The sequence below is a fragment of the Synergistaceae bacterium genome, assembly GCA_031272035.1.
In the GTDB taxonomy this organism is placed as follows: domain Bacteria; phylum Synergistota; class Synergistia; order Synergistales; family Aminobacteriaceae; genus JAISSA01.
Genome location: JAISUO010000013.1, coordinates 38,818 through 65,071, shown reverse-complemented (window position 1 = coordinate 65,071; position 26,254 = coordinate 38,818). Strand labels below are relative to the sequence as shown.

21 protein-coding genes are annotated in these 26,254 nt (G+C 54.6%); all 21 read left to right on the top strand.

Annotated features, from left to right (window positions below; genetic code table 11):
• Nucleotides 1-2: 2 nt before the first annotated feature.
• The 21 genes from LBR61_01495 to LBR61_01395 all read left to right on the top strand — a co-directional run bounded on the left by LBR61_01495 (nucleotide 3) and on the right by LBR61_01395 (nucleotide 26,220).
• Entirely contained in the window at nucleotides 3-1,454 is a 1,452-nt protein-coding gene (locus LBR61_01495) for a 4-hydroxyphenylacetate 3-hydroxylase family protein (GenBank protein ID MDR1730746.1), read from the top strand.
• 15 nt (nucleotides 1,455-1,469) lie between these two features.
• Nucleotides 1,470-1,760, top strand: coding sequence for a NifU family protein (locus LBR61_01490; GenBank protein ID MDR1730745.1), 291 nt, complete (start codon nucleotides 1,470-1,472; stop codon nucleotides 1,758-1,760).
• Complete coding sequence (locus LBR61_01485; protein MDR1730744.1) at nucleotides 1,757-2,089, top strand: hypothetical protein; 333 nt, start codon at nucleotides 1,757-1,759, stop codon at nucleotides 2,087-2,089. Before LBR61_01490 ends, LBR61_01485 begins: the two co-directional genes overlap by 4 nt.
• A 16-nt stretch (nucleotides 2,090-2,105) precedes the next feature.
• Nucleotides 2,106-3,290: an acetyl-CoA C-acetyltransferase gene (locus LBR61_01480; GenBank protein ID MDR1730743.1), complete on the top strand. Its 1,185-nt coding sequence runs from the start codon at nucleotides 2,106-2,108 to the stop codon at nucleotides 3,288-3,290.
• A gap of 3 nt (nucleotides 3,291-3,293) precedes the next feature.
• Complete coding sequence (locus tag LBR61_01475) at nucleotides 3,294-4,157, top strand: radical SAM protein (GenBank protein MDR1730742.1); 864 nt, start codon at nucleotides 3,294-3,296, stop codon at nucleotides 4,155-4,157.
• Between the two features lie 301 nt (nucleotides 4,158-4,458).
• Nucleotides 4,459-5,667, top strand: coding sequence for an aconitase X catalytic domain-containing protein (locus LBR61_01470; GenBank protein ID MDR1730741.1), 1,209 nt, complete (start codon nucleotides 4,459-4,461; stop codon nucleotides 5,665-5,667).
• On the top strand, nucleotides 5,667-6,077 hold the full coding sequence (locus LBR61_01465) for a DUF126 domain-containing protein (protein MDR1730740.1): 411 nt from the start codon (nucleotides 5,667-5,669) through the stop codon (nucleotides 6,075-6,077). The genes LBR61_01470 and LBR61_01465 overlap by 1 nt, the downstream gene beginning before the upstream one ends.
• A gap of 42 nt (nucleotides 6,078-6,119) precedes the next feature.
• Complete coding sequence (locus LBR61_01460; protein ID MDR1730739.1) at nucleotides 6,120-7,352, top strand: nickel-dependent lactate racemase; 1,233 nt, start codon at nucleotides 6,120-6,122, stop codon at nucleotides 7,350-7,352.
• Between the two features lie 136 nt (nucleotides 7,353-7,488).
• Nucleotides 7,489-9,051 carry an FAD-dependent oxidoreductase gene (locus LBR61_01455; GenBank protein MDR1730738.1) on the top strand — a complete coding sequence of 521 codons (1,563 nt, stop codon included), beginning with the start codon at nucleotides 7,489-7,491 and terminating at the stop codon, nucleotides 9,049-9,051.
• 385 nt (nucleotides 9,052-9,436) lie between these two features.
• On the top strand, nucleotides 9,437-9,853 hold the full coding sequence (locus tag LBR61_01450) for a tripartite tricarboxylate transporter TctB family protein (GenBank protein MDR1730737.1): 417 nt from the start codon (nucleotides 9,437-9,439) through the stop codon (nucleotides 9,851-9,853).
• A gap of 29 nt (nucleotides 9,854-9,882) precedes the next feature.
• Nucleotides 9,883-11,367 carry a tripartite tricarboxylate transporter permease gene (locus LBR61_01445; GenBank protein MDR1730736.1) on the top strand — a complete coding sequence of 495 codons (1,485 nt, stop codon included), beginning with the start codon at nucleotides 9,883-9,885 and terminating at the stop codon, nucleotides 11,365-11,367.
• A gap of 143 nt (nucleotides 11,368-11,510) precedes the next feature.
• Nucleotides 11,511-12,503 (top strand): tripartite tricarboxylate transporter substrate binding protein, encoded by a 993-nt coding sequence (locus LBR61_01440; GenBank protein ID MDR1730735.1) that lies wholly within the window; start codon nucleotides 11,511-11,513, stop codon nucleotides 12,501-12,503.
• A gap of 118 nt (nucleotides 12,504-12,621) precedes the next feature.
• Nucleotides 12,622-14,757: an acetate--CoA ligase family protein gene (locus LBR61_01435; GenBank protein ID MDR1730734.1), complete on the top strand. Its 2,136-nt coding sequence runs from the start codon at nucleotides 12,622-12,624 to the stop codon at nucleotides 14,755-14,757.
• Between the two features lie 45 nt (nucleotides 14,758-14,802).
• Nucleotides 14,803-15,609 (top strand): enoyl-CoA hydratase/isomerase family protein, encoded by an 807-nt coding sequence (locus LBR61_01430; protein ID MDR1730733.1) that lies wholly within the window; start codon nucleotides 14,803-14,805, stop codon nucleotides 15,607-15,609.
• A 267-nt stretch (nucleotides 15,610-15,876) separates the two neighbouring features.
• Entirely contained in the window at nucleotides 15,877-17,019 is a 1,143-nt protein-coding gene (locus LBR61_01425; protein ID MDR1730732.1) for a mandelate racemase/muconate lactonizing enzyme family protein, read from the top strand.
• Nucleotides 17,020-17,035: 16 nt separating this feature from the next.
• Entirely contained in the window at nucleotides 17,036-17,842 is an 807-nt protein-coding gene (locus LBR61_01420; protein ID MDR1730731.1) for an enoyl-CoA hydratase/isomerase family protein, read from the top strand.
• A gap of 35 nt (nucleotides 17,843-17,877) precedes the next feature.
• Nucleotides 17,878-20,019: an acetate--CoA ligase family protein gene (locus tag LBR61_01415; protein ID MDR1730730.1), complete on the top strand. Its 2,142-nt coding sequence runs from the start codon at nucleotides 17,878-17,880 to the stop codon at nucleotides 20,017-20,019.
• 70 nt (nucleotides 20,020-20,089) lie between these two features.
• A complete protein-coding gene (locus LBR61_01410; GenBank protein ID MDR1730729.1) occupies nucleotides 20,090-21,454 on the top strand; it encodes a sodium:solute symporter family protein in 1,365 nt (454 codons plus the stop codon).
• 344 nt (nucleotides 21,455-21,798) lie between these two features.
• A complete protein-coding gene (gene hutH, locus LBR61_01405; protein MDR1730728.1) occupies nucleotides 21,799-23,334 on the top strand; it encodes a histidine ammonia-lyase in 1,536 nt (511 codons plus the stop codon).
• A 25-nt stretch (nucleotides 23,335-23,359) separates the two neighbouring features.
• On the top strand, nucleotides 23,360-24,604 hold the full coding sequence (gene hutI, locus LBR61_01400) for an imidazolonepropionase (protein MDR1730727.1): 1,245 nt from the start codon (nucleotides 23,360-23,362) through the stop codon (nucleotides 24,602-24,604).
• Nucleotides 24,605-24,837: 233 nt separating this feature from the next.
• Nucleotides 24,838-26,220 carry a sodium-dependent transporter gene (locus LBR61_01395; GenBank protein ID MDR1730726.1) on the top strand — a complete coding sequence of 461 codons (1,383 nt, stop codon included), beginning with the start codon at nucleotides 24,838-24,840 and terminating at the stop codon, nucleotides 26,218-26,220.
• Nucleotides 26,221-26,254 lie beyond the last annotated feature (34 nt).

Sequence of the window (26,254 nt, the reverse complement as noted above, 5' to 3'; positions counted from 1 at the left end):
TTATGCCATTGATGACAGGGGATCAGTATGTGGAAAGCATTCGTAAGATTAAAATGGAGGTGTATCTGCTGGGCAAAAAGGTGGATGTTCCGGTGGACGACCCCATTCTGCGCCCTTCCCTCAACTCCGTCCGCGCGACTTACGATCTGGCTCAGATGCCCGAATACGAGGATCTGATGACAGCTGTCGATCCGGAGACCGGCAAAAAAATCAACCGTTTCAATCATATTCATCGCAGCACCGGCGACCTGGTCAAAAAAGTGAAAATGCAGCGTCTGCTGGGGCAGAAAACAGCCGCCTGCTTCCAGCGCTGTGTGGGTATGGACGCCTTCAACGCCGTCTGGAGCACGAGCTGGGACCTCGATAAGAAACACGGCACGAGCTACTTCAAAAATTTCAAAAAATTTCTGGATTACGTGAAGGAGCATGACCTGACGGTGGACGGGGCGATGACGGACCCGAAGGGAGATCGTTCTCTCGCTCCCCACCTTCAGCCCGACCCCGACATGTACCTGCATGTGGTCGAGCGCCGCCCGGACGGCATTGTGGTGCGAGGGGCCAAGGCGCATCAGACCGGCGCCCTCAACTCCCACGAGATGATCGTGATGCCCACGGTGGCCATGTCCCCGGAGGATCGGGACTACGCGGTGTCCTTTGCCGTGCCGCTGGACACGAAGGGGCTCTTTATGATCGTGGGGCGTCAGTCCTGCGACACGAGAAAACTGGAAGGCGGAAAAATCGACGTGGGCAACGCGAAGTTTGGGGGAGTCGAGGCTCTGGTGGTGTTCGACGACGTGTTCGTCCCCAACGACAGAATTTTCCTGAACGGAGAAACGGAGTTTGCGGGGGTTCTGGTGGAGCGTTTCGCGGGGTATCATCGCCAGAGTTACGGCGGCTGCAAGGTCGGCGTCGGCGACGTCCTGATCGGCGCAACCGCTCTGGCGGCGGACTACAATGGAGCGGCCAAAGCCTCTCACATCAAAGACAAGCTCATTGAGATGATTCACCTCAACGAAACGCTGTACTGCTGCGGCATCGCCTGTTCCGCCGAGGGCGCTCCCACGGAGTCGGGAAACTATATCATCAACCTGCTTCTGGCCAACGTCTGCAAGCAGAACGTGACGCGCTTCCCCTATGAAATCGTGCGTCTGGCCGAGGACATCGCCGGCGGCATCGTCGTTACGGCGCCCTCCGAAAAAGACCTGTACGACCCAAAACTGGGGCCTTACGTTGAAAAATATCTGAAGGCCGCCCCCGGAGTTTCCGTGGAAAATCGGCTTCGCGTGCTGCGCCTGATCGAAAACCTGGCCCTCGGTACGGCGGCCGTCGGCTACCGGACGGAGTCGATGCACGGCGCCGGCTCCCCTCAGGCCCAGAGAATCATGATTGCGCGTCAGAGCAACATCGCGGCCAAAAAGGAACTGGCGAAAAAAATCGCCGGCATTCAGGACTGAGGCGTGAAGCGAAACGTGAAGGTGAAAGATCGAATCGAAGGGGTTCTCGATGAAAAGCTGCGCCCTCTGCTGAGAACACACGGAGGGGATATCGAAGTGATGGCCTTCGAGAACGGCGTCCTGAAGGTGAAAATGCTGGGAAGCTGTAACAACTGCCCTTCCGCCGTCTCCGACGTGGAGGACCTGGCGGCGGCGGAGGTGAGGGCGGCCGTCCCTGAGGTGGAGCGCGTTATGCTGGTCTCCGGCGTCTCCGATGAACTGCTGGAGACGGCCAAAGCTCTGATGAAAATGAAACGTCAGGATTGACGCGCCGGCCTGAGAGGACGGCCCTGAATCGCCGGATGATCGTCAGAGTGAGGTATTGCGGAGGCTGCAATTCGAGCTACGACCGCGTCGCCTTTCTGAGGCGCGTCCAGGGAGCGTTTCCGTCGATAACGTTTCTGCAGGGCGGTGACGGAGCGGATTTTCCTCCGGATTTTACTCTGGCGGTCTGCGGCTGCGCCGTAAAATGCGCGGCTGGGGACGAGAAGAAAGAATTTTCATTTATCGCCTCGTCGGAGGAGGATTTTTTGCCCCTGTGCCGGGCGCTGCGATGTGTTTTCGATGGCCGCGGGGCTGATGAACACAATTCATGAAGGAGATGAGCGTGTGATGAGCAGAGAAATCGTGCTGGCCGGAGCGTGCCGGACGGCTATCGGTAAAATGGGAGGGGCGCTTGCGGGGATTCCCGTGGCAGAACTGGGAGCTGTCGTTGTAAAAGAGGCTGTGAAACGCGCCGGAGTGAAGCCGGATCAGGTTGACGAGGTATTCATGGGTTGCGTCCTTCAGGGAGCGCAGGGGCAGAATGTGGCCCGCCAGTCCGCGGTGAAAGCCGGGCTTCCCGTCGAGGTTCCCGCCCAGACCCTGAATATCGTATGCGGGTCGGGCCTTAAAAGCGTGAACCTCGCGGCGGCCATGATCGCCACAGGAGAGGCCGACGTCGTCGTCGCCGGAGGGATGGAAAACATGTCCTCCGCGGTCTACGCCATGGAAAAGGCCCGTTTCGGCTATCGCATGGGCGACGGCGCTCTGGTCGACACGATGATCAAAGACGCGCTCTGGGACGCGTTCAATCAATATCACATGGGAGTTACAGCGGAGAACGTCGCCGAAAGATACGGCGTCACCCGCGCCATGCAGGACGCCTTCGCGGCATCCAGTCAGCAGAAGTGCGAAGCCGCACAGAAGGCGGGAAAATTTAAGGACGAAATCGTTCCCGTTCCGGTCAAAGTAAAAAAGGAAACGATCCCCTTCGAGGTGGACGAATATCCGCGATCAGGTGTGACAGTCGAGTCCATCGCCGGACTGTCTCCCGCCTTCAAACCCAACGGCACCGTCACGGCCGCCAACGCCTCCGGCATCAACGATGGAGCGGCGGCGGTTGTCGTCCTGAGCGCCGAGAAGGCGAAAGCACTGGGAGTGAAGCCGATGGCCAGGTGGATCGGCGGAGCGACGGCGGGAGTGGATCCCGCGGTGATGGGGATAGCTCCGGCTTTTGCCACCCGGAAGCTTCTTGAAAAAACGAAGATCTCTCTGGATGAAATCGAGCTGATCGAGGCCAATGAGGCCTTTGCGGCTCAGGCCGTGGCTGTGGGCCAGCTGCTGAACTGGGACGCGGCAAGGGTCAACGTCAACGGAGGAGCCATCGCTCTGGGGCATCCGGTGGGAGCTTCCGGCTGCCGCATTCTTGTCACGCTGCTTCACGAAATGCTCCGACGAGGGACGCCAAGGGGTCTTGCGACCCTCTGCATCGGCGGCGGCATGGGCGTTTCCACTCTGGTGGAGCTCGTAAGGTAAAAGGTGAAAATCGAAGCGTCCTGGTGGACCGGAGAAGGGGAGGGGGCGCGGTGCGAACTCTGTTTTCACCGGTGTCTCATCCCCGCCGGCGGAGAGGGGCTGTGCGGTGTACGGCGATATGACGGGCAAAATTTGCAGTCGCCGTATCTTGGTCGTTTCAGCTCCTGCGCCATCGACCCGATCGAAAAAAAACCGCTCCGTCACTGGCGGCCGGGCTCTCAAATCTTTTCACTGGGCGGTGGAGGGTGCAATATGCGCTGTCCCTTCTGTCAGAACCATTCCATTTCGAGCCCCGCCGGAGGCGTCGGGAAACTGCCGCTGACGGCCCTGAGCCCGGAAGAACTCGTCCTGCGGGTGCGGGAGGAGCGTCTGTCGTCGGTGGCCTGGACCTACAACGAACCGACGCTTCAGGCCGAGTATATCCTTCGGGCCGCGCCGCTGCTGCGAGAGTCCGGAATAGCGGCCGTGCTGGTCACGAACGGAATGTGGGGGCCGGAGGTCGGGAAGGCGTTTGCCGCCGAAATTGACGCCGCGAATGTGGACGTCAAAACCTTCGACGCCGCGAAATACGCCTCCATGGGCGGTTCTCTCGACGTGGCGGAGACGAACGTGGAGTCTCTGGTGAAAGCGGGCGTACACGTGGAACTGACCTGCCTGGTTGTTCCGGGCAAAAGCGACGATTGCGAAGATTTCGAGAGAATGAGGGACTGGATCGCCGGAATCGACGCGAACATCCCTCTGCATATTTCGCGCTACTTTCCGGCGTATCGATACTCCGCGCCTCCCACCGACATTGCCCTCATGAAAAGATTTGAATCCATCGCCAGGCAAAAACTGACTCACGTCCACCTGGGCAACGTCTGGTGACGGTGAGATCAGACCAAATTTGAAGTAAAAGGCCTAAAGTTAGAATAGCTAAAAGCAGTGACATTCAAACATTAGCTTCTTCATTAACGCTCAATTGAAAGCAAATTGATATTACTCTCTTTTGCCGGAATGATGCGGCTCCAAACAGCAATGGCCATACTGCGTTAGTTAATTAACGTGGTAGAGCATTGCTATTGCTTTTTTAAGGTCGCTAAATATAATAGTCATAATTTTCACTTTTCTATTATTAACCATATATCACGGTGATTTGATTTGTTTTTTCAACAGGGGAGGGGAAGTTATGGAACTTACCAGTGACCTGAAGGATATGGAGAAAGGTAAATACGGAGAGGGCGCGGCTTTGGCGCTGAAAGTGCAAATTGGCATCGGAGAATGCTTCGACGCTCCACGAATGGTTCCCATCACCAACGCTCACGTGGCCCTGAGCAATCAGGAAATGGATCTCTGGTTTGCGGAGAAGATGGTGAAGCTGGGTGCGAAGACGAAAATTCCGCCCACGGTGAATCCCGGTTTCTGCCTTCCTTATTTCAGCGCGAAGAACATGGTCACCTCCGAGGAAGCCGACCACATGAAACGCACTCACGAGGCCTACAGGGCTCTGGGCTGCCGCCTGACCTACAACTGTACGCCCTATATGGATACGAACGTCCCTTTCCCCAACGAAATTGTGGCTTTTTCGGAGTCCAGCGCGACGCCCTTCGTCAACTCCGTCTGGGGGGCGCGTTCCAACAGGGAGTCGGCCCAGTCGGCTCTCTGCGCGGCGATCACCGGCGTGGTTCCGGAATACGGACTGCTGCTCGACGAAAACCGCAAAGGGAACATCCTCGTCAAAGTCGAGGCGGAAATGAAAAGCGATTTCTCCTACAACCTTCTCGGATACATGGGCAGGAAAATCGGGCCTGGCATACCTGTTTTCGTGGGGCTCGGCAGCTATCTTTCGCCCGAAGCCCATCGAAATCTGGGGGCGGAACTGAACACCTCCGGAGCTTACGCCATGTACCACGTCGTCGGAGTTACGCCGGAAGCGCCCACTTTGGAGGCCGCTTTTGGAGGCAGAGAGCCGGAGCGAACCGTGACCATAACGGAAGAGGACCTGGCGCGCGTGCTGGAAACGGAAATCTCCGATCCGGGCAATCGCGATATCGATTTCGCCCTGTTCGGCTGCCCACACACCAGCATCCGGGAGGTTCGTTATATGGCCGAACGTCTTCAGGGGAAAAAACTGGCCGTGCCGTTCTGGGTGATGACTTCGTCTCTGACCAAATCCAGCGCCGAAAAGATGGGATTGCTCAAAATCATTCAGGATGCCGGAGGCGATCTCGTCGAAGACACCTGCTCGGACCAGCCCTGCTGGCACCTGTATAAGGGAAGGGTTGGAGTGACGGAGTCTCCGAAATGCGCGTATTACCCAAGAAAACGAGGGCTGGAATTCGTCATTCGCGATCTGGATACCTGTATCGACGCTGCCCTGAAAGGGAGGGTGAAGTGATGAGCGGAAAAGTGTTTTCCTGTCACAAAATCTCCGAGGGAGTCGGAGAAGGCGAAGTCATCATCTCCAGAGACGAAATCATGTTTTACCTTGTGCGTCCCGAAACGGGGGAGGTCCTGGAGAAAGCTCACGATATTGAGGGCAAAAGCGTAGCGAAAAAGGCGATTGTCTTTCCCGGCGGAAAAGGCAGCTCGGTGGTGCAAAGCGACGGGCTCTTCCAGCTGATGTTGCAGCATAACCAGCCTGCGGCCATGATCATTCAGTACCCCGAAACGGTGCTGGTGGCTGGCGCCATCATTATGGAAATTCCCATGGTGGACAAAGTGGATCCCGAATTTTATAAAGTCGTGAAAAATGGCGACAGGGTAAAAGTGGACGCCAACGCGGGGACGATAACGATTTTGAACTGAGCGTATATCTTTGAGAGCCCCGACGAGGGCAGGAGGTGCGGTATGCCCGTTTTGCTCGAAGAAGACATGAATTTTCCCCTCCCTCGAATGCATAAGGTGAAACAGGTGTTTCCCAGGCAGAAAATTGAGGATGTGGAGGACCATGTCGTCCGTGAAATGCGCAGGGCCGAAGTTCGCGGGAAAATAAAACCCGGCGCGAAGGTCGCTGTGGCCGTGGGCAGCCGCGGGATAAAAAATCTGGCGTTGATCGTCAGGACGGTGCTGCGGGAAATCCGCGCGGCGGGAGGCGTTCCTTTCGTTGTGGCCGCCATGGGCAGTCACGGCGGAGGAACTCCGGAGGGGCAAAGAGCCGTGCTGCGCTCATATGGAATTACGGAAGAGGCCATGGGGGCGGAGGTTGTGACTTCCGTAGACGTCGTACACCTTGGAAAAACGTCCAGAGGCATCGACGTTTATTTCGACAGCGCGGCCGCCGCCGCCGACCTGGTCGTTCCCGTCAACCGCGTAAAGCTTCATACGGATTTTGTAGCGGACATTCAAAGCGGACTCTGCAAAATGCTCGTTATCGGTCTGGGGAATCATAAGGGCTGTACCGCTCTTCATGAAGAAGATTTTGACTTTTTTGGCGTTACCCTTCCGGAAGCGGCTGAAATGATCCTTGGCGCCGTCAACGTGGGCTTTGGAGTGGCCATAATCGAAAATGCCTGCGATGAAACGGCGCTGATCGAAGCCATCCCCTCAGAAAACCTTATCGAGCGCGAGAAGCGGCTTGTCCGCATTGCGAAGAAAAATATGCCGTCGCTGATGATTCCGGAGATCGACATCCTGATTGTTGAAGAGATAGGGAAAAACATTTCAGGGGCCGGATATGATCCCAATATTCTGGGAAAGAGTTTTATTCTGAAACAATTTGTGCTGGATGTGCCGAAGATCAGACGCATGGTGCTGTTGGACGTGACGGAGGAATCCCACGGCAACGCCATCGGTATGGGAATTTTCGACGTGATCACCCGCAAAGTTTTCGACAAGCTGGACCTTGCGCAGATCTACGCCAACGCAATAGCGGTGAAATGTCCGGAGGACGCGAGAATTCCCATTATCGCCGATTCCGAGGACGAAGCCGTCCGTATAGCCCGTCGGGTGACGAGAGGCGTGCCCTGGGACCGCATGAAAATCGTAAAAATCAAAAATACAATCGAGCTTGAAACCATTGAAATCTCCGACACTCTGGCGGAATCGATTCCGAACGACGGGAAACTGGTGTTTTTGGAATAAATAAAGTGAATAATGTGAGACACGAATAACATGAGGCGATTTACTTTTTTCTGTATCAGAGTTATTCTGCAAAAATATTTTCTCAGACATAAATGACGGCTGTATAAACAGAACTGGAAGGAAGGGCGTGATTGATGTGAAAATCAACGACCGCTATGACGTGATAGTTGTCGGAGGGGGCGGGGCCGGGCTCTGCGCCGCTCTGGCGGCGCGGGAAAAAGGCGCTTCAGTTCTGCTGCTCAGCAAATCCCCTCCGGGGAAAAACAACTGCACGGCTTTTGCGGCCGGAGGTTTTCGATTTGCCGGGCCGGGAGTCCCCTGGCAGGTTCATTATGACGAAACATTCAATACCGGAAGACAGATAAATGACACGGCGATGCTGGAAGCGTTCAGTCGGTACGGAGCATTGGCCGTTCTGAATTTACAGCGGTTTGGAATGCGCATGTCGGTCCATTCGCATGGAGCGCGTGTTGGACAATATGCCCCCAACCCCACCATCGGCGGGTACGGGATGACCGTTCCGCTTTTGAAGAGAGCCGTGGAGATGGGAACAGACTGGCTGGCCAACTACGGTGTCGACCGCGTCCATACGCAGGGTGACCGGGTTATCGGAATATCGGCCGTAGACTTTGAGTCCGGCACGGCGTATTATTTTTCCTGTTCTTCGCTGGTGATCGCCACCGGAGGCGCGGGCCGGGTCTATGGGCGTACAAACAACCCGCTGCCAACCACCGGCGACGGTTATCACCTTTTGTATAACCTGGGGCTGGAATTTCGGGATATGGAATTTGTGCAGTTTTACCCCATGGGCCTTGCGGAACAGAACCTGCCATGCTGGTTCATCGGCCTGACAAGTATTGACTGTGCTCCGTTGACGGATAGCGGAGGCCGCGAATTTCTGAAGGAGCTTTTACCCGAGTGGGGCCTCAAAAACGGTAAAGACGCAAACGACTTTGCGCGTGATCGTTCGGCAATCGCCATAGCAAAAAAATGGGCTGAAGGCGAAGAAGTTTTTCTGCACATGGAGCAGTTATCCCCGGAACAATGGGAAATGCCCCTGTTTAAAGATGCGCTCAGAAGATCGACCCCCAAACACGACATGACTTGCAAACCCGTGCATATCAAACCGCTTGTGCACTACATATCCGGTGGCGTCGTCATCGACGAAAACGCCCGTACTCAGGTTGACGGTCTGTTTGCCTGCGGAGAGGTTACCGGCGGTGTCGACGGAGCGAACCGCATAGGAGGAAACGCTCTGACGAATATTTCTCTTTTTGGCCTGCGCGCGGGAGAAAATGCAGCTTTGTACGCGCTTTCCAATCCCGTCGGGGCGATGTCCGCGTCCCCGGAGACAGTCGCAGAGGCGGACGCCGATGGCCTGTACTCACCCGTTGAACTGCGGACCAGGCTGCAATCGCTGATGGACTCCCACGTGGGGCCCCTCCGCAGCGGTCCCAAACTTGTCGCAGCACTGGCCGGAATAGAAGAACTGCAGGAAAAGGCAAAACGCACAAAAATAAGTTCAACAAAGGATTTTAAGGCAAACTATGAACTGCGAGGTATGCTCACCACCGCATGGCTGATCAGCGATGCGGCCCTGGCTCGTGAAGAAAGCCGGGGCGTTCATTATCGCGAAGACTTTCCGGACGAAAATCCACAATGGCAAAAAACTCTTCTGCAGCGAAAGAAGCATATATAAGTTTTAAATTCGGGTATTATTTGCAAAAAAACTGTATAATATTGAGAAAAATTTGTATTTTTTATGCTAAAATTACAAATAGGGAAATCAAAACTATACATAAGCAAATTTGATTAACAATAAATAGTATTGTCAAAGAGATGGCATGAAGATCAAAGATATCGCTATGACGCAGCGATGTTGTCATAGTGGCAGGATTTTTATTAGTAATTATAAGCTTTTGAATGCTATTTTCCGTACATACGGGAAGTTCACCAAGAGATCGAATACTCGAGTCTGACGCTTTCGCCCATCTTTTTGCAATCGAGCGAAAAGTTTAGCATAATTATAAGTTTCAATATAAATAAATTGAACGCACTTTATAGTATGCAAAGGGGAGTCTGATTTGAAAAGAAAGGGAGAAATGATTTTTGCGGCCGCGTGTCTGGGGGTCAGCTCTTTTTTTCTGTATCTCGGCGTGGATAAGGTAATTCACCGCAAATATGCCGCCCAGGGGTGGTTTCCGATGTTTGGCGGGCTCTTTTTTGTGATCGCGTCCGCCATGTGCCTGATTCAGGCCCATCGGACGGACAAAAACGAAGCGCTCTTTGTGGGCTGGAGAGAAGTCTCACTGATAACGGTCAGCGCGCTCGTCTTCGTGTTTATGCTCAGGTACCTGGGATTGACGACAGCGTCTTTCATCTTTTCGCTCGGCCTCATGTTGGCGCTCAACTATCCTTTTAAGCGTTCTCTGGCGGCTTCAGCCGGTATTTCTCTGTTTCTCTACATTCTGTTTGGCCGGCTTGTTGTCATAGTCTTTTGAGCGGCAGTCTGAAGGAGAGTGCTTAAATAATGATGGATCAGCTGCTTCATGGATTTGCCACGGCTATGTCGCTGCAAAATCTTCTGTGGTGCGCAGTGGGCTGTGTAGTCGGCACCGCTATAGGTGTGCTTCCCGGATTGGGGCCGGTGGGAGGGATGGCCATTCTGTTCCCCTTCTGCACGTCGCTGGAGCCCCTGCCGGCGCTCATTATGATGGCGGCGGTTTTCTACGGCTCTCAGTACGGCGGATCGACCACCGCCATACTGATTAATGTGCCCGGCGAGGCGTCTTCTGCCATCACAGCCGTGGATGGATACGCGCTGACCAAAATGGGACGGCCCGAGTCGGCCCTGGCTATCGCGGCTATATCCTCTTTCATCGCCGGAACTTTGTCTCTGCTGCCTCTCACTTTTGTCGCCCCCAGGGTAGCGATGATAGGGCTGAAGACTTTTGGCCCGGCCGAGAACTTCTCTCTGGTTCTCTTCGCCTTCACCGCGCTCCTGAGCATAAGCGGGCGCAAGCTCTGCAAGGGCATAGTGTCAATCTGCCTTGGACTCATGCTGATATCGATAGGCGTTGACCCGGTGGCCGGTTCGTTCCGTTTCACTTTCCACAACGCCTACCTCATGAGAGGATTTGATTTCGTGTCTGTCTGCGTTGGGCTGTTCGCGTTCAGCGAGGTGATGCTCACCCTTGAGACAAAACTTGGGCAGGTGATAACCTCCATAAAGGGCTGGATGTGTACTTTACAGGATTTAAAAGACTGTGCCGGGGCTTTCTGGCGCTCGACGGTCATCGGGTTTTTCACAGGCATAATCCCTGGGATGAACGTATCTGTGGCGGCTCTTTTGGCGTACGACATCGAAAAGCGCGTCTCAAAACACCCGGAGACGTTTGGCAGTGGCGCTATAGAGGGTGTAGCCGCCGCCGAGGGAGCGAACAACTCCGCCACGTCAGGAGCGATGGTGCCGCTGATGGCTCTCGGCCTTCCTCCTACGGCGTCAATGGCTATTCTGTTCGGGGCGTTCACCATTTTCGGACTCACTCCCGGTCCAACCCTTTTCACACAAAAACCGGACGTAGCCTTCGCCATAATAGCCAGTATGTATCTCGGAAACGTCATGCTTCTCATAATGAATCTGCCGCTGGTTTCCATATGGGCTCGCATGGCGACCATCCCATACGCTGTCATGGCGCCTGTTATCGTCATTTTCTCCCTGGTGGGCGCTTTTACGATTCGTTATGCGTGGTTTGACGTGTTCGTGGCGATAGCTTTCGGGTTTATCGGGTATTTCATGAAAAAGTTCGACTACCCCCATCTTCCCGTGATCATAGCGATGGTTTTGGGGAACAAAATGGAGGCAGCTTTTGGACAGGCTTTGTCACTCGGCGGCCCACGCATATTTTTTGTGCGTCCGGTCAGTCTCGGACTGCTGATTTTGTCGATAACCACGCTGATCTGGTTTTCAGTCCGCAAGTACGCCTCTTTACGGGAAGTGGAGGACGACACATAACGAAAAGGATGGCCGCAGCGCAATCCAGCAATGTGAGAAGAGGTGGTGGAACGAGAGGATTAACGTGTGACAGGCGGGATTAAAACCGTTTTGAGCGTGGAAAGATTTTTGAAATTTAAAAAAATTATTGGGAGGTAACAGTTATGAAAAAATATGCTTTTTATGTGGTACTGATGCTGATACTGACGGCCATGACCGCCGGAGTGGCACTGGCCGCCGCCCCCAAATACCCCGAAAGAGACATCACCATTATTGGTCCCTGGTCTCCCGGCAGCGGAACGGACACGATAGGCAGAGTGGTTGCGCAGTACGCGTCTGAAAAATGGGGAGTGCCCGTCAACGTCATCAACAAGGTGGGGGCGTACGGAATAAGCGGCGTTCAGGAACTTGCCGAAGCGAAACCTGACGGATATACGCTGGGGACGAGCTGCCAGGCCGACGCCCAGGTGATGTATGCCATATTCGGAGACAATCTTCCGTTTACAAAAGACCAGCGCACTTATATCGTAAAGCTCTCCGAACTGCGTTTCATAGCCGCCGTCAGCGTCGAGCAGAACATAAAGACCTTCGAGGAACTGATGGAGTTCGCCCGCACCGACCCGAGCTTCCGCTGGAGCGGCGGTTCCGTGACCGGACTCACCGGTTTTGCGATAGCTTATCTGTTGAATGAGGCCGGCGTAAAGGATATAAATGCCAAACGCGTAAATTTCGAGGGCGGCGGCATGGATGCGACAGCGGCGATGGCAGGCGGGCACCTCACCACTTATTTTATCTCTGAAACGGAGTATAAGACTTACTGCGCCGGCGACAAACCTCTTCTTAGGCCGCTGGCTGTCGTAGGAGATCAGCGACTCAAGACCGCACCCGATCTTCCAACTACGAAGGAGCTCGGATATCAATGCACCCTGAAGGGATGGTACGGCATTACCGGCCCGGCCAATATCCCCGACTACGTTTATACCGCATGGGAAAAACTCGTCGAGGAGGGCAGGGAGGAACTGGAGAAACGTTACCAGAAGGCCGGAATCACCTTTACCTACCTTCCTCACAAGGAATTTACGGCTGAAGGCGACAAGATGTATAACGACGTTGTGAAGCTGATAAGTGAACTCGGCCTCGAATTCGACGTAGACTGACAGACGATATCCCGAACTTTTTCGATCAAAAGGTGGAACCGGCAGTACGCGATTTGCGCTGACCGGTTCGGCCTTTTAACATGAAAAGAAACGTCAATCAAAGGAGAACGAAACGAACATGCAGGCCAAAAATTTACGCCCCCTGTTTTACCCTGGTTCGGTCGCTGTCGTCGGCGCGTCGGACAAAGGGGGTGGAGCCATGCCCATCACGAATTTTCACACGTTTAATTACAAAGGGAATGTGTATCCCGTCAACCCCAAATACGACGAACTCGGCGGTTACAAGTGTTACCCCAGCCTCCTGGATATACCGGAGAAAGTAGACTGCGTCATTATCCGCCTTCCTGCCGCTTCCTGCGCAGATGTCCTGCGACAGTGCGCCGGCAGGGACATCCATGCGGCGATAGTCATCGCGGGAGGCTTTGCAGAAGTTGGCTCTGAAGGAGCCGCGCTTGAAGCGGAGCTGAAAAAGATTGCGGATGACAACGCTATATGCGTCAATGGGCCGAATGGTATGGGCATTTTCAACGTCTCCAGCAGCATACCGCTCTATATGTCGAACGCGCTGCCAAAAGTTTTTCGCCCGGGCAGGGTCGGATTCATGGCGCAGAGCGGTTCCATTCTGATAGGTTTCTTCGGAGCGGATTTCGGTTTAGGCTACAGCCACGTGATATCCTCCGGCAATCAGACCGTTTTAGGCCCGGGAGACTATCTGCGTTTTCTGGCCGATGATGAAAACACCGGAGTGATAGCTATGTACCTGGAGAGCATTGGGGACGTGGAGAGTTTCAAAGAGGGACTGGAGATGGCGCGCGCCAGGAAAAAACCGGTGATAGCGCTGAAAGCCGGGCGCTCAGAGAAGGGGCGTCTGGCGACGGTCGCTCATACGGGTTCTCTCGCTGGCAGTTACGATGTTTTCACATCATTTGCCGACAGACATAATCTTGTGGTGGCTAAAGATCTCGAAGAACTGATAATTAACTGCAAGCTGTTTTCGGAAGCTGGTTACAGACGCATCGCGCGCGGGATAGGCGTCTCGACGGTATCCGGCGGGCACAAGGTACTGGCGCAGGATTTGGGCGAAGATATCGGACTGGAATTTGCCGAGCTGAACCCCGAGGTAAAAGCAGCGCTTTCGGGCGTACTTCCATCAATTTCGCATATCGAAAATCCTGTCGACGTAACCGGAATCGGAGTTGGAAATTACGACATACAGTATGGTGTGATGAAGGCTTTGGCCAGCGGAGAAGAGATCGGCACCGTGGTTATGATGCAGGATTCCTGCCCGAATCTCGGCGACGGAATTTCGACTCGCTACGGCGTTCACGCCGCCGCTGCCGCTGCGGTTTCCAGGGAACATCCCGACAAGCTCGTCATCTTTTTAAACGGAATATCCAACGGATTCTCCGATATCATTGCTTCCCGGTTGGAGGGCGGCAACGTCATTTATATGGCGGGAATGAGAAACAGTCTTATTGCTTTGCGAAATTATCTGAAATGGACGGACGGTATAGAGCGCGGCTTCAAAACCGTTCCATGCGTTGAGGCGAACGCAGCGCGCAAAAAAAAGTGGATGGAAGCGCTGGATGGCTGCAGAGGCCGTACGCTGCCGGACGACATGGCGTTCGATCTGCTTCGGGATTACGGTCTGCCCGTCGCGCCGTTCGAGGTTGTTCACGACGCTGAGGGTGCAGCTGAAGCCGCGAAACGTCTTGGATATCCGGTGGCCTTAAAATCGTTGCTCGACGGCGTTTCCCATAAATCGGAGCTTGACCTGATAAGACTTGGCATTCAGGATGAGCCTCAGCTTGCCGTTGCGTATGGTGAACTTGCACCGAAAGCCGCCGTTCATAATTTGTCCCAGAGGGGATTTCTCGTTCAAAAAATGGCTCCAGGGGACAATGAACTCCTGGTTGCGCTGAAATACGAAAAAGGCTTTGGTTACAGCTGCGTGTGCGCGCTCGGGGGTGTTTTTGTCGAGATATTCCACGACTCCGCGTTGACTCTCCTTCCGCTCGCGTCCGGCGACATAGAAGGCGCGCTTCGCAGACTGAAGGGGTATCCTCTGCTCCGCGGTGCGAGGGGGCGCGCCGTCGTCGATACAGGCCCCATCGAGAATTGCGCTCCGGCGCTCAATCAAATAGCCGCCGAACTGGGCGAATACGTGGACGTGCTTGAAATGAACCCGCTCATAGCTTCACCCTCAGGGGTATGGGCTGTAGACGCTTTACTGGAAGTCCGCGGGTGTTCGTAAATTGGCTGACAATTTTTTGAAATTAAATGAGGAGATGATTTTACGATGTACGAACATCTGACGATAACAAAAAACGGTGCGATTGCGAAACTTATGCTGAACCGCCCCAAAGTGCGCAACGCGATAAGCGAGGTAACGCTGGAAGAATTGCTCGCCGCTTTGCGTGAACTTGAAAAGGATGAAGAACTCAAGGTCGTAATTCTGGGCGGCGAAGGCCCGGTATTCAGCTCTGGCGTCGACCTGTACGCCCATGCCTCGGAAATCAAAAATCATGTGCCGCAGGAATGGATCACCCATGCGAAACGGTTCCTTGACCTCGGCATAGCGACGTTCAACTTCGAAAAGCTGCTTATTACAGCGGTTCAGGGCGCGGCGCTGGGATTTGGCTTCGATCTCGCCATGAACAGCGACTTCACCATAGCCGGGGAGAGCGCCATATTCGGTCTTCCTGAAATGGACAGGCTGTCCGCCGACATGTATATGCTGCTCCCGTACATGACCCACATGAAAAAAGCGAAGGAAGTGCTTTTCATGTGCAACAACATCAGCGCCGCCGAGGCACGTGAATTTGGCCTGGTGAACAGAGTAGTGCCTGACGGCAAAGAGATGGAAGAGGCGGAGGCCTGGGCGAAGAAACTTGCGTCCGTTCCGGCGATAACTTTAAAGCAGACAAAAAAATCCATCAATAAGGCGTACGAGCTCTCCGGCCTCAAAGAAGTTTTCGAGTACAACCTGCTTGCTGCGGTGACAGTGTTCCAAAGCGGCGACGCAAAAGAGCGCGCGATAAAAAATAAATTCATCCTCGAACACGGTGTGAAAGCCTGGCTTAAGGCACATTCCGAGGGAAAATAACGTTTACGGACGAACAGTGACAGGAACGTTTCGAAGAATAGAATCGCGTGCCGGAGAAAGGGAAACGTGGTTTTATCTTTTTCTCCGGTATGACGGTTATCACGGTTCTTTTGTGTTGTGTTCGTTAATTTGTGTGGTCGATTGTTGCTATTGCTTTTTTGGAATCACCCACTATAATAGTCCACGATTTTCACTTTCACATATTAAACAGATAACACTGTAATTTGTGATTTAGGCATACGATGTCGACGAGAGGGTGGTATTTCTATGAAGATCACGGATATCAGTTATGACGCGGTGATGATGCCATATGGGCAGGATTTTTATCCAACGTGGTATCCGGGGCGGGTGGAGAAAGGACAGACGATTTTTGTCGTTCGCGTCATGACGGATGAGGGGATTGAAGGCCACGCGACCTGCGAGGCTCCGTTTGGAATTTTGTCCATCATGAAGGAGACGGTTGAATATCTCAAAACGTTTCTGGTGGGGGAGTCTCCTTTCGATATCGAGCGTCTGATTCTCAAATTTCGCGATGTGGCGCGAATAGCCGCAAGGCCCTGGCTGGTGGAAAACGCCCTGTGGGACATCGTCGGCAAGGCCTCCGGACAGCCGGTTTATAAACTCTTCGGCGCCGCCCGGGACAGAATCAGGGTGTACGCGGCCTGGGGAGAGATCCGCTCCCCTGAGCAGCGCAAAGAAGACGCCCAAAGGCTTGTCAGTGAGGGCTTCAAAGCCGTGAAGCTCCGGTTTCACCATGAAAAACTGAAGGACGATATCGCCATGATCGAAGCCGTCCGGGATGCTGTGGGAGATGCGCTGGAAATCATAGCGGACGCCAATCAGGGAACGGCCGTCGAGCGTCAGCGCGACGGAATCCCCCCGGTGTGGAGCTATGGACGGGCGAGAGATACCGCGCGGGAAATGGAAAATCTCAAATGTCTGTGGCTGGAAGAACCCCTTTTCCGATACGACTACGACGGGCTGGCCAGGCTGGCGGCGGAGGTGGATATTCCGATCGCGGGGGGAGAGATAAACAAGGGCATCCATGAATTCAAGCAGATGCTGGATAAGGGGAGTTATGACATTTTACAGCCCAACTGCACGATGTCGGAGGGGATGAGTCAGATTCGGAAAATTGCGGCGATCGCTGACTCCTTTGGAAAACTGTGCAACCCTCACGCGTGGATTCCCGGCCTCGGAGTTTTGCAGACGATGCATCTCGTGGCTTCTCTGCCGAATTTCACCTGGCTGGAGTACCCCTACGATCCGCCAAAGATAACGCCTGACGTCTTTCAGGGCATTGTGACCAAATATTATTCCCCTGAAAAGGACGGCTGCATCCCCATGCCCGACGCGCCGGGATTCGGGATAGAACTGGATGAAGCGAAAATAGCGAAGTACAGAATATAAGTGGAGGCGGTTTTGGATGAGTGCGCTTATTTATGAAGTGAAGGATCACATCGCGAAGATCACGCTTAATCGGCCGGAGACCCGCAACGCCCTGTCGCGGGAGCTGGTGGAGCTGTTAAGCGAAGCTCTCGACAAAGCGGCAGATGATAAGGAGGTTTACGTTCTCATCATCGCCGCCGCGGGAGATAAGGCTTTTTCGTCCGGATTCGACCTGAAGGAATCCATCTCGTCGCCGATCCTGGGCATTGAGAACAGGCGGGAAAACACCCGGTGGGAACTGGACACCTGGCTGAAAATCTGGGACATGAAAAAGCCGGTCATCGCGGCGGTCAGAGGCTTTTGTATCGGAGGAGGCGCTCATCTGGCGCTTATGTGCGACATGATTGTCGCAGCGGAAGATGCGCAGTTCGGAGAGCCGGAAATCGGTTTTTCCTACATACCGGATATCCTCATCCAGCCCTACAAGCTTCCTCCCAACAAGGCGCGGGAACTGATGATGCTGGGAGAAATGATGAGCGCGTCGGAACTGTATCGCATCGGCACCGTCAACAGGATTGTCCCGGCGGATAAAGTGGATGAAGAGGTGATGAAGATCGCCCAAAAACTTGCCTCTCAGCCCAGAGTCGCTTTGGGGATGCTGAAAACCCAGATCAATAAAGCCTATGAAATAATGGGATTCAAACATGCCGCCGACTTTGCCGCGGAGCTGTTCAACCTTTGCCGCCTGAATCAAATGGACACGGATACCGAATTCAACGAAATCGTCAAAAAAGAGGGATTCAAGGCGGCGATGGAATGGAAAAAGAATAAACAGAAAAAGTGACCCGACGGGGCGAAGTTTGAAACGGAGGATGTTCGATGAAAAGCGGGCAGACCTGGAAAAAAGAACTGGACGGTCTTTTGAAACCGGAAACGATAGCGGTTGTTGGCGCCACGGAAAAGGTTGGACCGGGAAGAAATACGGTTTACAACCTTCTCCACATGGATTTCAAAGGTACCGTTTATCCCGTCAACCCCAAAAGAGACGAAGTTTTTGGCCTGAAGTGTTACAAAAGCCTTCGGGAGCTTCCCGCAAAGCCGGATCTCGTCGCCATCGCTCTGCCGGCGGAGCGCGTTCTCGATTCTCTGAAGGAATGCGGAGACCTTGGCATAAGGGCGGTCATGGCCTATACCAGCGGTTTTGCCGAAACGGGAGAGCAGGGAGCGGAGTTGCAGCGAGGCATGACGGAAATTTGTGAAAAGCATGAAATCCGTCTCTGCGGCCCCAACTGCCTGGGACATTTGAACGTGAGGCTTCACACGGGAGCGTACAGCGCCTCCATACCGCCCGAAATGACCTCGGGCGGCATCGCGGTGATTTCCCAGAGCGGTTCCATGGCCATTGCGATGTTGCAGTATTTTAAAAATCTTGGATTGAGCCACGTGATTTCATGCGGCAATCAGGCCGTTCTGGAGCTTTCCGACTATCTTCTGTACCTGAGCGAAGATCCGGAGACGAAAGTTATCGTGACCTTCATTGAGGGCGTGAAGGACGGGCGCAGATTTCTCGACAGCGTGAGAGAGTGTAAACGCGGAGGGAAAGCGGTGGTCGCGCTCAAAACGGGGAAATCGGAGGTGAGCAGACAGGCCGTAAGGGCGCATACCGCCGCCATAGCCGGTGAGGACAGTGTTTTCGATGAAGCTCTTGCGGAAGCCGGAGTCATTCGGGTCGACGACTTCGACGAAATGCTCCAGGTGACGACGCTCCTGCTGAATGCCCCCAAAATGAGGGCCAAAGGTGTAACGATGACCACCATATCCGGGGGACAGATCGGTATGATCGCCGACCTTGCCTCGACGATGGGGCTCGAATTCATGACGTTCAGCGATGCCACTGTCGAAGGGCTGAAGGAAATCATTCCCCCGTTCCTGAAAATCGTCAACCCCATAGACGTGGGTCCCGTCGGATCCAGCAACTATGAGGATTACGCGCGCGTACTGAAGATTTGCGCCAGAGACCCGGAGTGCGGGCTGATTCTGGTCTCTCAGGATGCCCCGGCGGGGTTGGGTCCCAGCACCATAAGCCACTACACGAAAGTCGTTCATGCCGTCTGCGAGGTGTTTCGGGAGGGAGTCCCGGTGGTGATGTTCTCGAATCACTCGGGTCCCTTCTGCCCGGAGATCCTTAAAGAACTGTTCGAGACCGGCGTGCCCTACCTTCAGGGGACGCGAGAAACAATAAAGGCCGTGTGCGGCCTGATCAGACACAGTTTCGACGAGGACGCGCCTTTGGAGGAAGCTCGTTTTGTGCCGGAGGCGGACTGGAACGCCCTGGAGAAAAAACTGGATGAACTTTCCCGGGGGAAAAATTTTCTTGGAGAAAAGGAAGGCAAGGAGCTGATGTCTCTCCTGGGGATTCCCGTGGCGGAACAAATTTTCTGCGCGGATGAATCGGCGCTCGAACCGGCTGCCGCAAAGCTGGGTTTTCCCATTGTGATGAAGATCGAGTCCCCGGACATCGCGCACAAAACGGACGCCGGCGGCGTTGCTCTCGGCTTGGAATCCGTGCCCGCTCTGAAAAAGGCGCGCGAAGAAATGCTGCGGAACGTGGCGAAGAAACTTCCGAACGCGAAACTGGAGGGAGTTACGCTTCAGAAAATGATTCCCGACGGCGTGGACCTCATCGTCGGAACCCACGAGGACCCTCAGTTCGGCCCTGTGTTGGTGTACGGCCCCGGGGGCATTTACGTGGAGGTGTTCAGGGACTCTTCTCTCGGCCTGATTCCGGTTGACAGGAAAAAGGTGAAGGAGATGATCGCGAAGTCCAAAAGCCGTCCGCTGCTGGGAGAGATGAGAGGTCGGGCGGCCTTCGACACGGCTCCGCTGGAGGATCTGATGCTCCGGCTCTCGGAATTTGCGTATCGTTTCCGGGAAAAAATTTCCGCAACGGACCTCAATCCCGTGCGCATCGGTTCATCCGGGGTCTGCGTGCTGGACGCCCTGATCATCCTGAAACAATGAGAAACAGTTTACTTAAATGAGAAGCGATTTATTTATTCGAATATATTTTCATCTCTAAGGAGGAAAGGCAATGACGTTTATAGTGATTCTGGGGCTTTATCTGGTGGGAATGTTCGCGGTTGGCGTGTATGGAAGCCGATACGCCAAAGATACCAATTCCTTTCTGACAAGCAGCAAAAGAGGGACGCTCGCCATCGTGACCGCGTCCTACATGGCGAGCCATTTCGGAGCAGGTTTTGTCGTCGGAGGGGCTGAACAGGGCGCTCAGATCGGCATCGGCGGAATATGGTTTGGGTTTGCCATGGCCCTGTCGTACGTGGTTTTCGGACTGGTTATGGCCCGCGGAATTTATCGGGCCGGATACATCACCGTAGCGGACCTGCTTTACAAGACCTACGGAGATCGCGTCACGTCCACCGGCTACGCCATCTTCAACTCCATCGCCAGCGTGGGGATCATCGCGGGGCAGATCATGGCGGGCCAGCGTCTGCTTCAGGCCGTCGGTCTGGACGGATTTACGGGAGCTGCCATCGTTACGATCGTTGTCATCGTTTATTCCGCCATGTCCGGTCTGTGGGGAGTTATGATGACGGACTTCATTCAGATGATTGTGGGCGGCGTCGGGCTTCTGAGCGTTTTCTTCGTGGTTCTGTCGGCCGGCGGATTCGGGTACCTCCAGACAGCTCTTCCGGCGAATTTTTTCAGCGTCGTCCCCGAATCCTGGAGCACCTATCAATTTTTGATGATCCTTGTTCCGACGACGTTGTACGGTTTCCTTTCACAGGCTTCGTTCCAGAGGGTCGTCGCGTCGAAGGATGAACGGGTCGCGGTGGTCAGTCCCTTCCTGTCGGCCGCGCTTCTGATCCCTCTTGCCTGTCTGCCTCCGATCATCGGAATGTACGGACATGCCGTTTTTCCGGATCTGCAGGCCGGATCGGTGCTTTTCAACGTGATCCTGAACGGTCTCAATCCGATTTTCGGCGCGCTGTTCATCGCCGCCATCATCGCGGCCATAATGTCCACGGCCGACTCACAGATTCTGGGAGTTACCGCCAACATCGTCCACGATATTTATCAGAACACTCTCAATCCCAACGCCAGTGAAAAAAGCTGCAGGTACCTGTCACTGGTGGTGGCGGTCGCGACGGGCGCGGTGTCGATGTTTGTGGCCCTGAGCTTCACCACGATCATAGGGTTGCTTTCGTTCACTTATTCGATCCTGGTGGCCGGTATGCTGGTTCCGGTTCTCGGAGGGTATCTGTGGAAGGGCGCCACGGGTCAGGGGGCTACCGCGGCGATGATTACGGGCGTTGTCGTCCTGTTCCTTGGCCGCTACGAAATTCTTCCGGTTCCTTATCCTCAGCTGGTCGCCGCGATCCCCGCTCTGGTGGTGCTTGTCGCGGTGAGCCTCGTCACCGGGAAGGCTAAAGCGTAAGCAATTTTATGTATTTTTAAACACAGTGTAATACTCAGACAATATTACAGACTGTGCCGCAGGGGTCCCCTGAAGGGGGCCCTTGTTTTTGTATTCACGCCTGTTTATCTTCTGTTTATCTTCAGTGCAGCCGCGGCGGATTTTTCATTTTCTTCGACTTTTTATTACTCGGTCACTTTTTTACATTAAAGCGATGTTATTGCTGAGGACGAAAGATTTGCTTACAATAGATACAGATTGGATGTGTTATTTTTACGCTTCGAGAGGTGGACTGTTTTCCTGGCTGAGTGTTTTGCGATGAAACTGATCGCGATTAAAATATTTTTATTTAGGGGGCGCGCGATATGGGTGGAAAAACGATAGTTCTGGATGGACTTTCTCTGACGCTTACAGACATCATCAAGGTGGCGAGAGAAGGCTATGGAGTTGGTTTGAGCGACGCGGCCGTTACGGCTGTAAAAGAGGCGAACGCGCTTGTGGAGCGATGGGCTGCATCAGATGAAGCTGTCTATGGCATAACGACGGGTTTTGGCGATCTGGCTTCCGTGAAAATTTCTCACGGAGACAGACGAACTCTGCAGGAAAATCTTCTGCGCAGTCACGCCTGCGGGGTGGGGGAGCCGTATCCGAAAGATGTGACCCGCGCAATTATGCTTCTGCGCATCAACACCCTCAGCCGCGGCCACTCCGGGATCAGTTACGCGACGCTTTCCGGACTGATAAACCTCCTGAACGCCGGAATCCATCCCCTGATTCCCTGTCAGGGTTCCGTGGGGGCCTCGGGGGATCTTTGCCCGCTTTCACATCTGGCCATCGCTCTTTTGGGCGACGGAGATGCGGAATATAAGGGGAGAATTATCCCTGTAAAGGAGGCCCTTGCCGATGCCGGTCTGAAGCCGATATCCCTCGGAGCCAAGGAAGGGCTGGCGCTCAACAACGGCACCACCGTCATGAACGCCGTGGGGGCGCTGGCGCTGCTGGACGCCCTCCGGCTGAGCAAAGTGGCGGACATTGTGGCTGCCATGTCCATGGAGGCCATGCACGGCGTTCCTTACGCTTATGACGCCCGCACTCACGCGCTGCGTCCCTACAGGGGCCAGGGTAGCGTCGCGTCCAACATGCGCCGCATGATCGAGGGCAGCGAAATCGTGGAGCGGTATAAAAAAGACCGGGTGCAGGACGCCTATTCCCTGCGCTGCGTGCCTCAGGTTCACGGGGCCAGCCGCGATGCTCTGGGCTATGTCCGTTCAGTGCTTGAGCTTGAGATCAACTCGGTCACGGACAACCCCCTGATCTTCCCGCAGGAGGGAGAGGCGTTGAGCGGCGGAAACTTCCACGGTCAGCCTCTGGCTTTGGCGATGGACTTCTTCGGTATTGCCATGGCCGAGTTCGCCAGTATATCCGAACGCCGTCAGGCCCGAATGGTGGACAGCTCCCTGTCCGGTCTGCCTCCGTTCCTCATTGAGGACAGCGGGACCAACAGCGGATTCATGATTCCCCAGTACACGTCGGCCGCTCTGGTTTCGGAGAACAAGGTGCTGGCCCATCCCTCGTCCGTGGACTCCATCCCCACCTCGGCCAATCAGGAGGATCACGTTTCCATGGGAGGCTACGCGGCGCGCAAAGCGGTCAATATTTTGAAAAATACGCAAAAAGTCCTTGCCATTGAAACGTTATTGTCGGCTCAGGCTCTGGATTTCAGCCGTCTTTCCCTGCGACCGGGGAAGGGCACTCTGGCGGCTCACGAGTGCGTTCGGAGAGCCATTCCCTACCTCAAAAAAGACGAATATCTGCATCCCCTGATCGGGCGGGCTCTGGAGCTGACGGAGCGCGGCAGTCTGGTGGACGCCGTCGAAACCGAAATCGGCGAACTGGCGTGAGATCGTTTCAGGAGGGCCTTCGAGAATGACGCGTAAAATATTCAGACATGCGCATGTTTACACCCCGCGGACTGGGGGCGCCGCAGCAGCCGGAACGGCTCAGGGCAGCATCGACGAATTTGCCGACGCCTGTATTCTCGTGGAAAACGGCCGAATTGCGGCCGTGGGGTCCTGCGAGGAAGAAAGCCTGGGCTGCCGGGCCGCGGAGGTCGATATGGAGATCGACCTTGAAGGCGCGGCGGTCATTCCGGGTTTCGTCGATCCCCATACTCACGCCTGTTTTGCCGCCTGCCGCGAGGGGGAATTTTCCATGCGTGTGGCGGGCAAGCCCTATCTCGATATTCTGAAGGCGGGAGGGGGAATTTTATCCTCGGTGCGCTCCGTCCGCGGAGCCTCCTCTGACGAACTCTTCTGTTTTTCAAGGCGTCTTCTCGAAAACACTCTCCATTATGGAACGACGACGATCGAGATCAAAAGCGGTTACGGACTCGACACAAAGGACGAGCTGAAACTTCTGGAGGTTATCGGTCGACTGGGCCGCGAAACGCCCCAGAGCGTCGTCCCCACTTTTATGGGAGCCCACGCCGTTCCCGAGGAGTATAAATCGGCTCCTGAGGGTTATGTCGAACTTTTGCGGGATGAAATGCTGCCGGCGGTTATAAAGCAGGGTATCGCGAAATTCTGCGACATCTTCTGCGAAGAGGGTGTTTTTTCTGTGAAAGAAAGCCGCAGAATCCTGACGAAAGCCCGGGAACTGGGATTGAAACTCAAGGTGCACGCCGATGAGGTCAACGACCTTGGCGGGGCCTCTCTTGCCGGAGAACTCTCCGCCACCTCCGCTGAACATCTGCTTGCCGCTTCCGATGAGGGAATCGCGGCCCTTGCCAGGGGTGGAGTCGTGGCCGTTCTGCTTCCCGCAACGGCCTACAGTCTGCAAAAACCCTTTGCCCGCGCCCGGGCGATGATTGAGCGGGGGGTTCCGGTGGCTCTGGCTACGGACCTGAACCCAGGGTCCTGTTTCTGCGAGTCGATGCCCTTCGTGTTCAGCCTTGCCGTTTTGGGAATGCGCATGACCCCTGCGGAAGCTCTGACGGGAGCCACATTGAACGCCGCCTGGGCGATTGGCATGGAAAAGGAAGTTGGGAGTATCGAGCCCGGAAAACTGGCGGATTTCGTCGTACTGGACGGAGAAACTCCGGCGGTGCTGGCCTACGCTTCCGGCGCCAGACCCATCCAATCCGTCTGGAAAATGGGAGAAAAAGTGGCCTGATACCAATTTGTTTTCAATCGAATGTTATCGAATGTTAATGAAGAAGCTAATGTTTGAATATTATTGCTTTTAGCTGTTCTACTTTAAACAACCAGCGGTTCTAATTCCATTTCCAGACCCAATGTGTTTTAATTGGGTCTGGAGTCTACTTTGGGAGAGGAGTGTAATTTGGTGAGGTATGACAGCGTCGGATTTGAAGCGGCGCTGAAGAATCGAAGGGAGGGCCTTGCGCAATGAACGAAAAGCGCGGCAGAGAGTCTTTGGGGAGTCGGCTGGGGTTTATCCTCGTATCGGCAGGTTGCGCGATCGGTCTGGGGAACGTGTGGCGTTTTCCTTCTATCACCGGACGTTACGGCGGAGCGGCTTTTGTTTTGATCTACCTTGTTTTCATCCTCTGTCTCGCCATGCCTATCATGGTGATGGAGTTTGCCGTGGGCAGAGGTTCCGGGCAGAGCATTGTGGGTTCTTTCAGGCAATTGCAGCCCAAGGGAACGTCATGGTCCATCTTCGGATATTTCGGACTTGCGGGAAACTATATCCTGATGATGTTCTATACGACCGTCGCCGGATGGATGCTGGCGTACACATGGTATACCCTGACGGGCAGTTTCGAAGGTCTTTCACCCGATGAAACCGGAGCTTTTTTCGGGGCGATGCTGATGGACCCGAAGATGATGACGTTCTGGATGTTCGCCGTCGTCGCCGCAGGGTCGGCCATTTGCGCCTGCGGAGTGCAGCGCGGGGTTGAACGGGCAACCAAGCTTATGATGAGCGGGCTTTTCGTCCTGATGATCGCCCTTGCCATCCGCGCGGTCACGCTTCCGGGCGCGGAAAAGGGGATTGAGTTCTACCTGAAACCCGACTTTGGACGATTGGTGGAGAACGGTCTGTGGGATGGAATTTACGCCGCGCTGGGGCAGTCGTTTTTCACGCTCAGCCTCGGCATAGGCAGTATGGCCATATTCGGGAGCTACATCGACAGGGAACATTCTCTGGCCGGCGAGTCGATTATCATCACGGCTCTCGACACCTTCGTGGCGTTGTGCGCCGGACTCATTATCTTTCCGGCCTGCTTTGCCCACGGCGTGGAACCGGGAGCCGGGCCGGGACTGATCTTCGTCACTCTGCCGAACATGTTCAACAGTATGTCGCAGGGACGTCTGTGGGGAACCCTGTTCTTTCTTTTCATGTCCTTCGCCGCCATGACCACGGTGGTGGCGGTGTTTGAGCACCTCATCGTGAGCTCCATGGACATCCTGGGGTGGAGCCGTAAAAAATCCAGTATCGTGAACATTTTAGCAATTTTCTTCCTGTCTTTGCCCTGTGTGTTCGGCTTCAACATCTGGTCGAGCTTCGAACCTCTCGGCAGTGGAAGCGGAGTGCTGGATCTGGAGGATTTCATCGTCAGCAACAACCTGCTGCCCCTGGGGGCGTTCGTCTACCTCCTTTTCTGCTGTTCCCGGTATGGCTGGGGATGGGAGAAGTTCACGGCGGAGGCCAATCAGGGCAGGGGAATCAAAATCGCCTCCGTAATGCGGCCCTATTTCACTTATGTCGTTCCGACCGCAATAATTATAATTTTTATCTTCGGATACTACGAGAAGTTTTTCAAATAATCATCTGTTGACGCAGGATGATTTGACAGCGCGA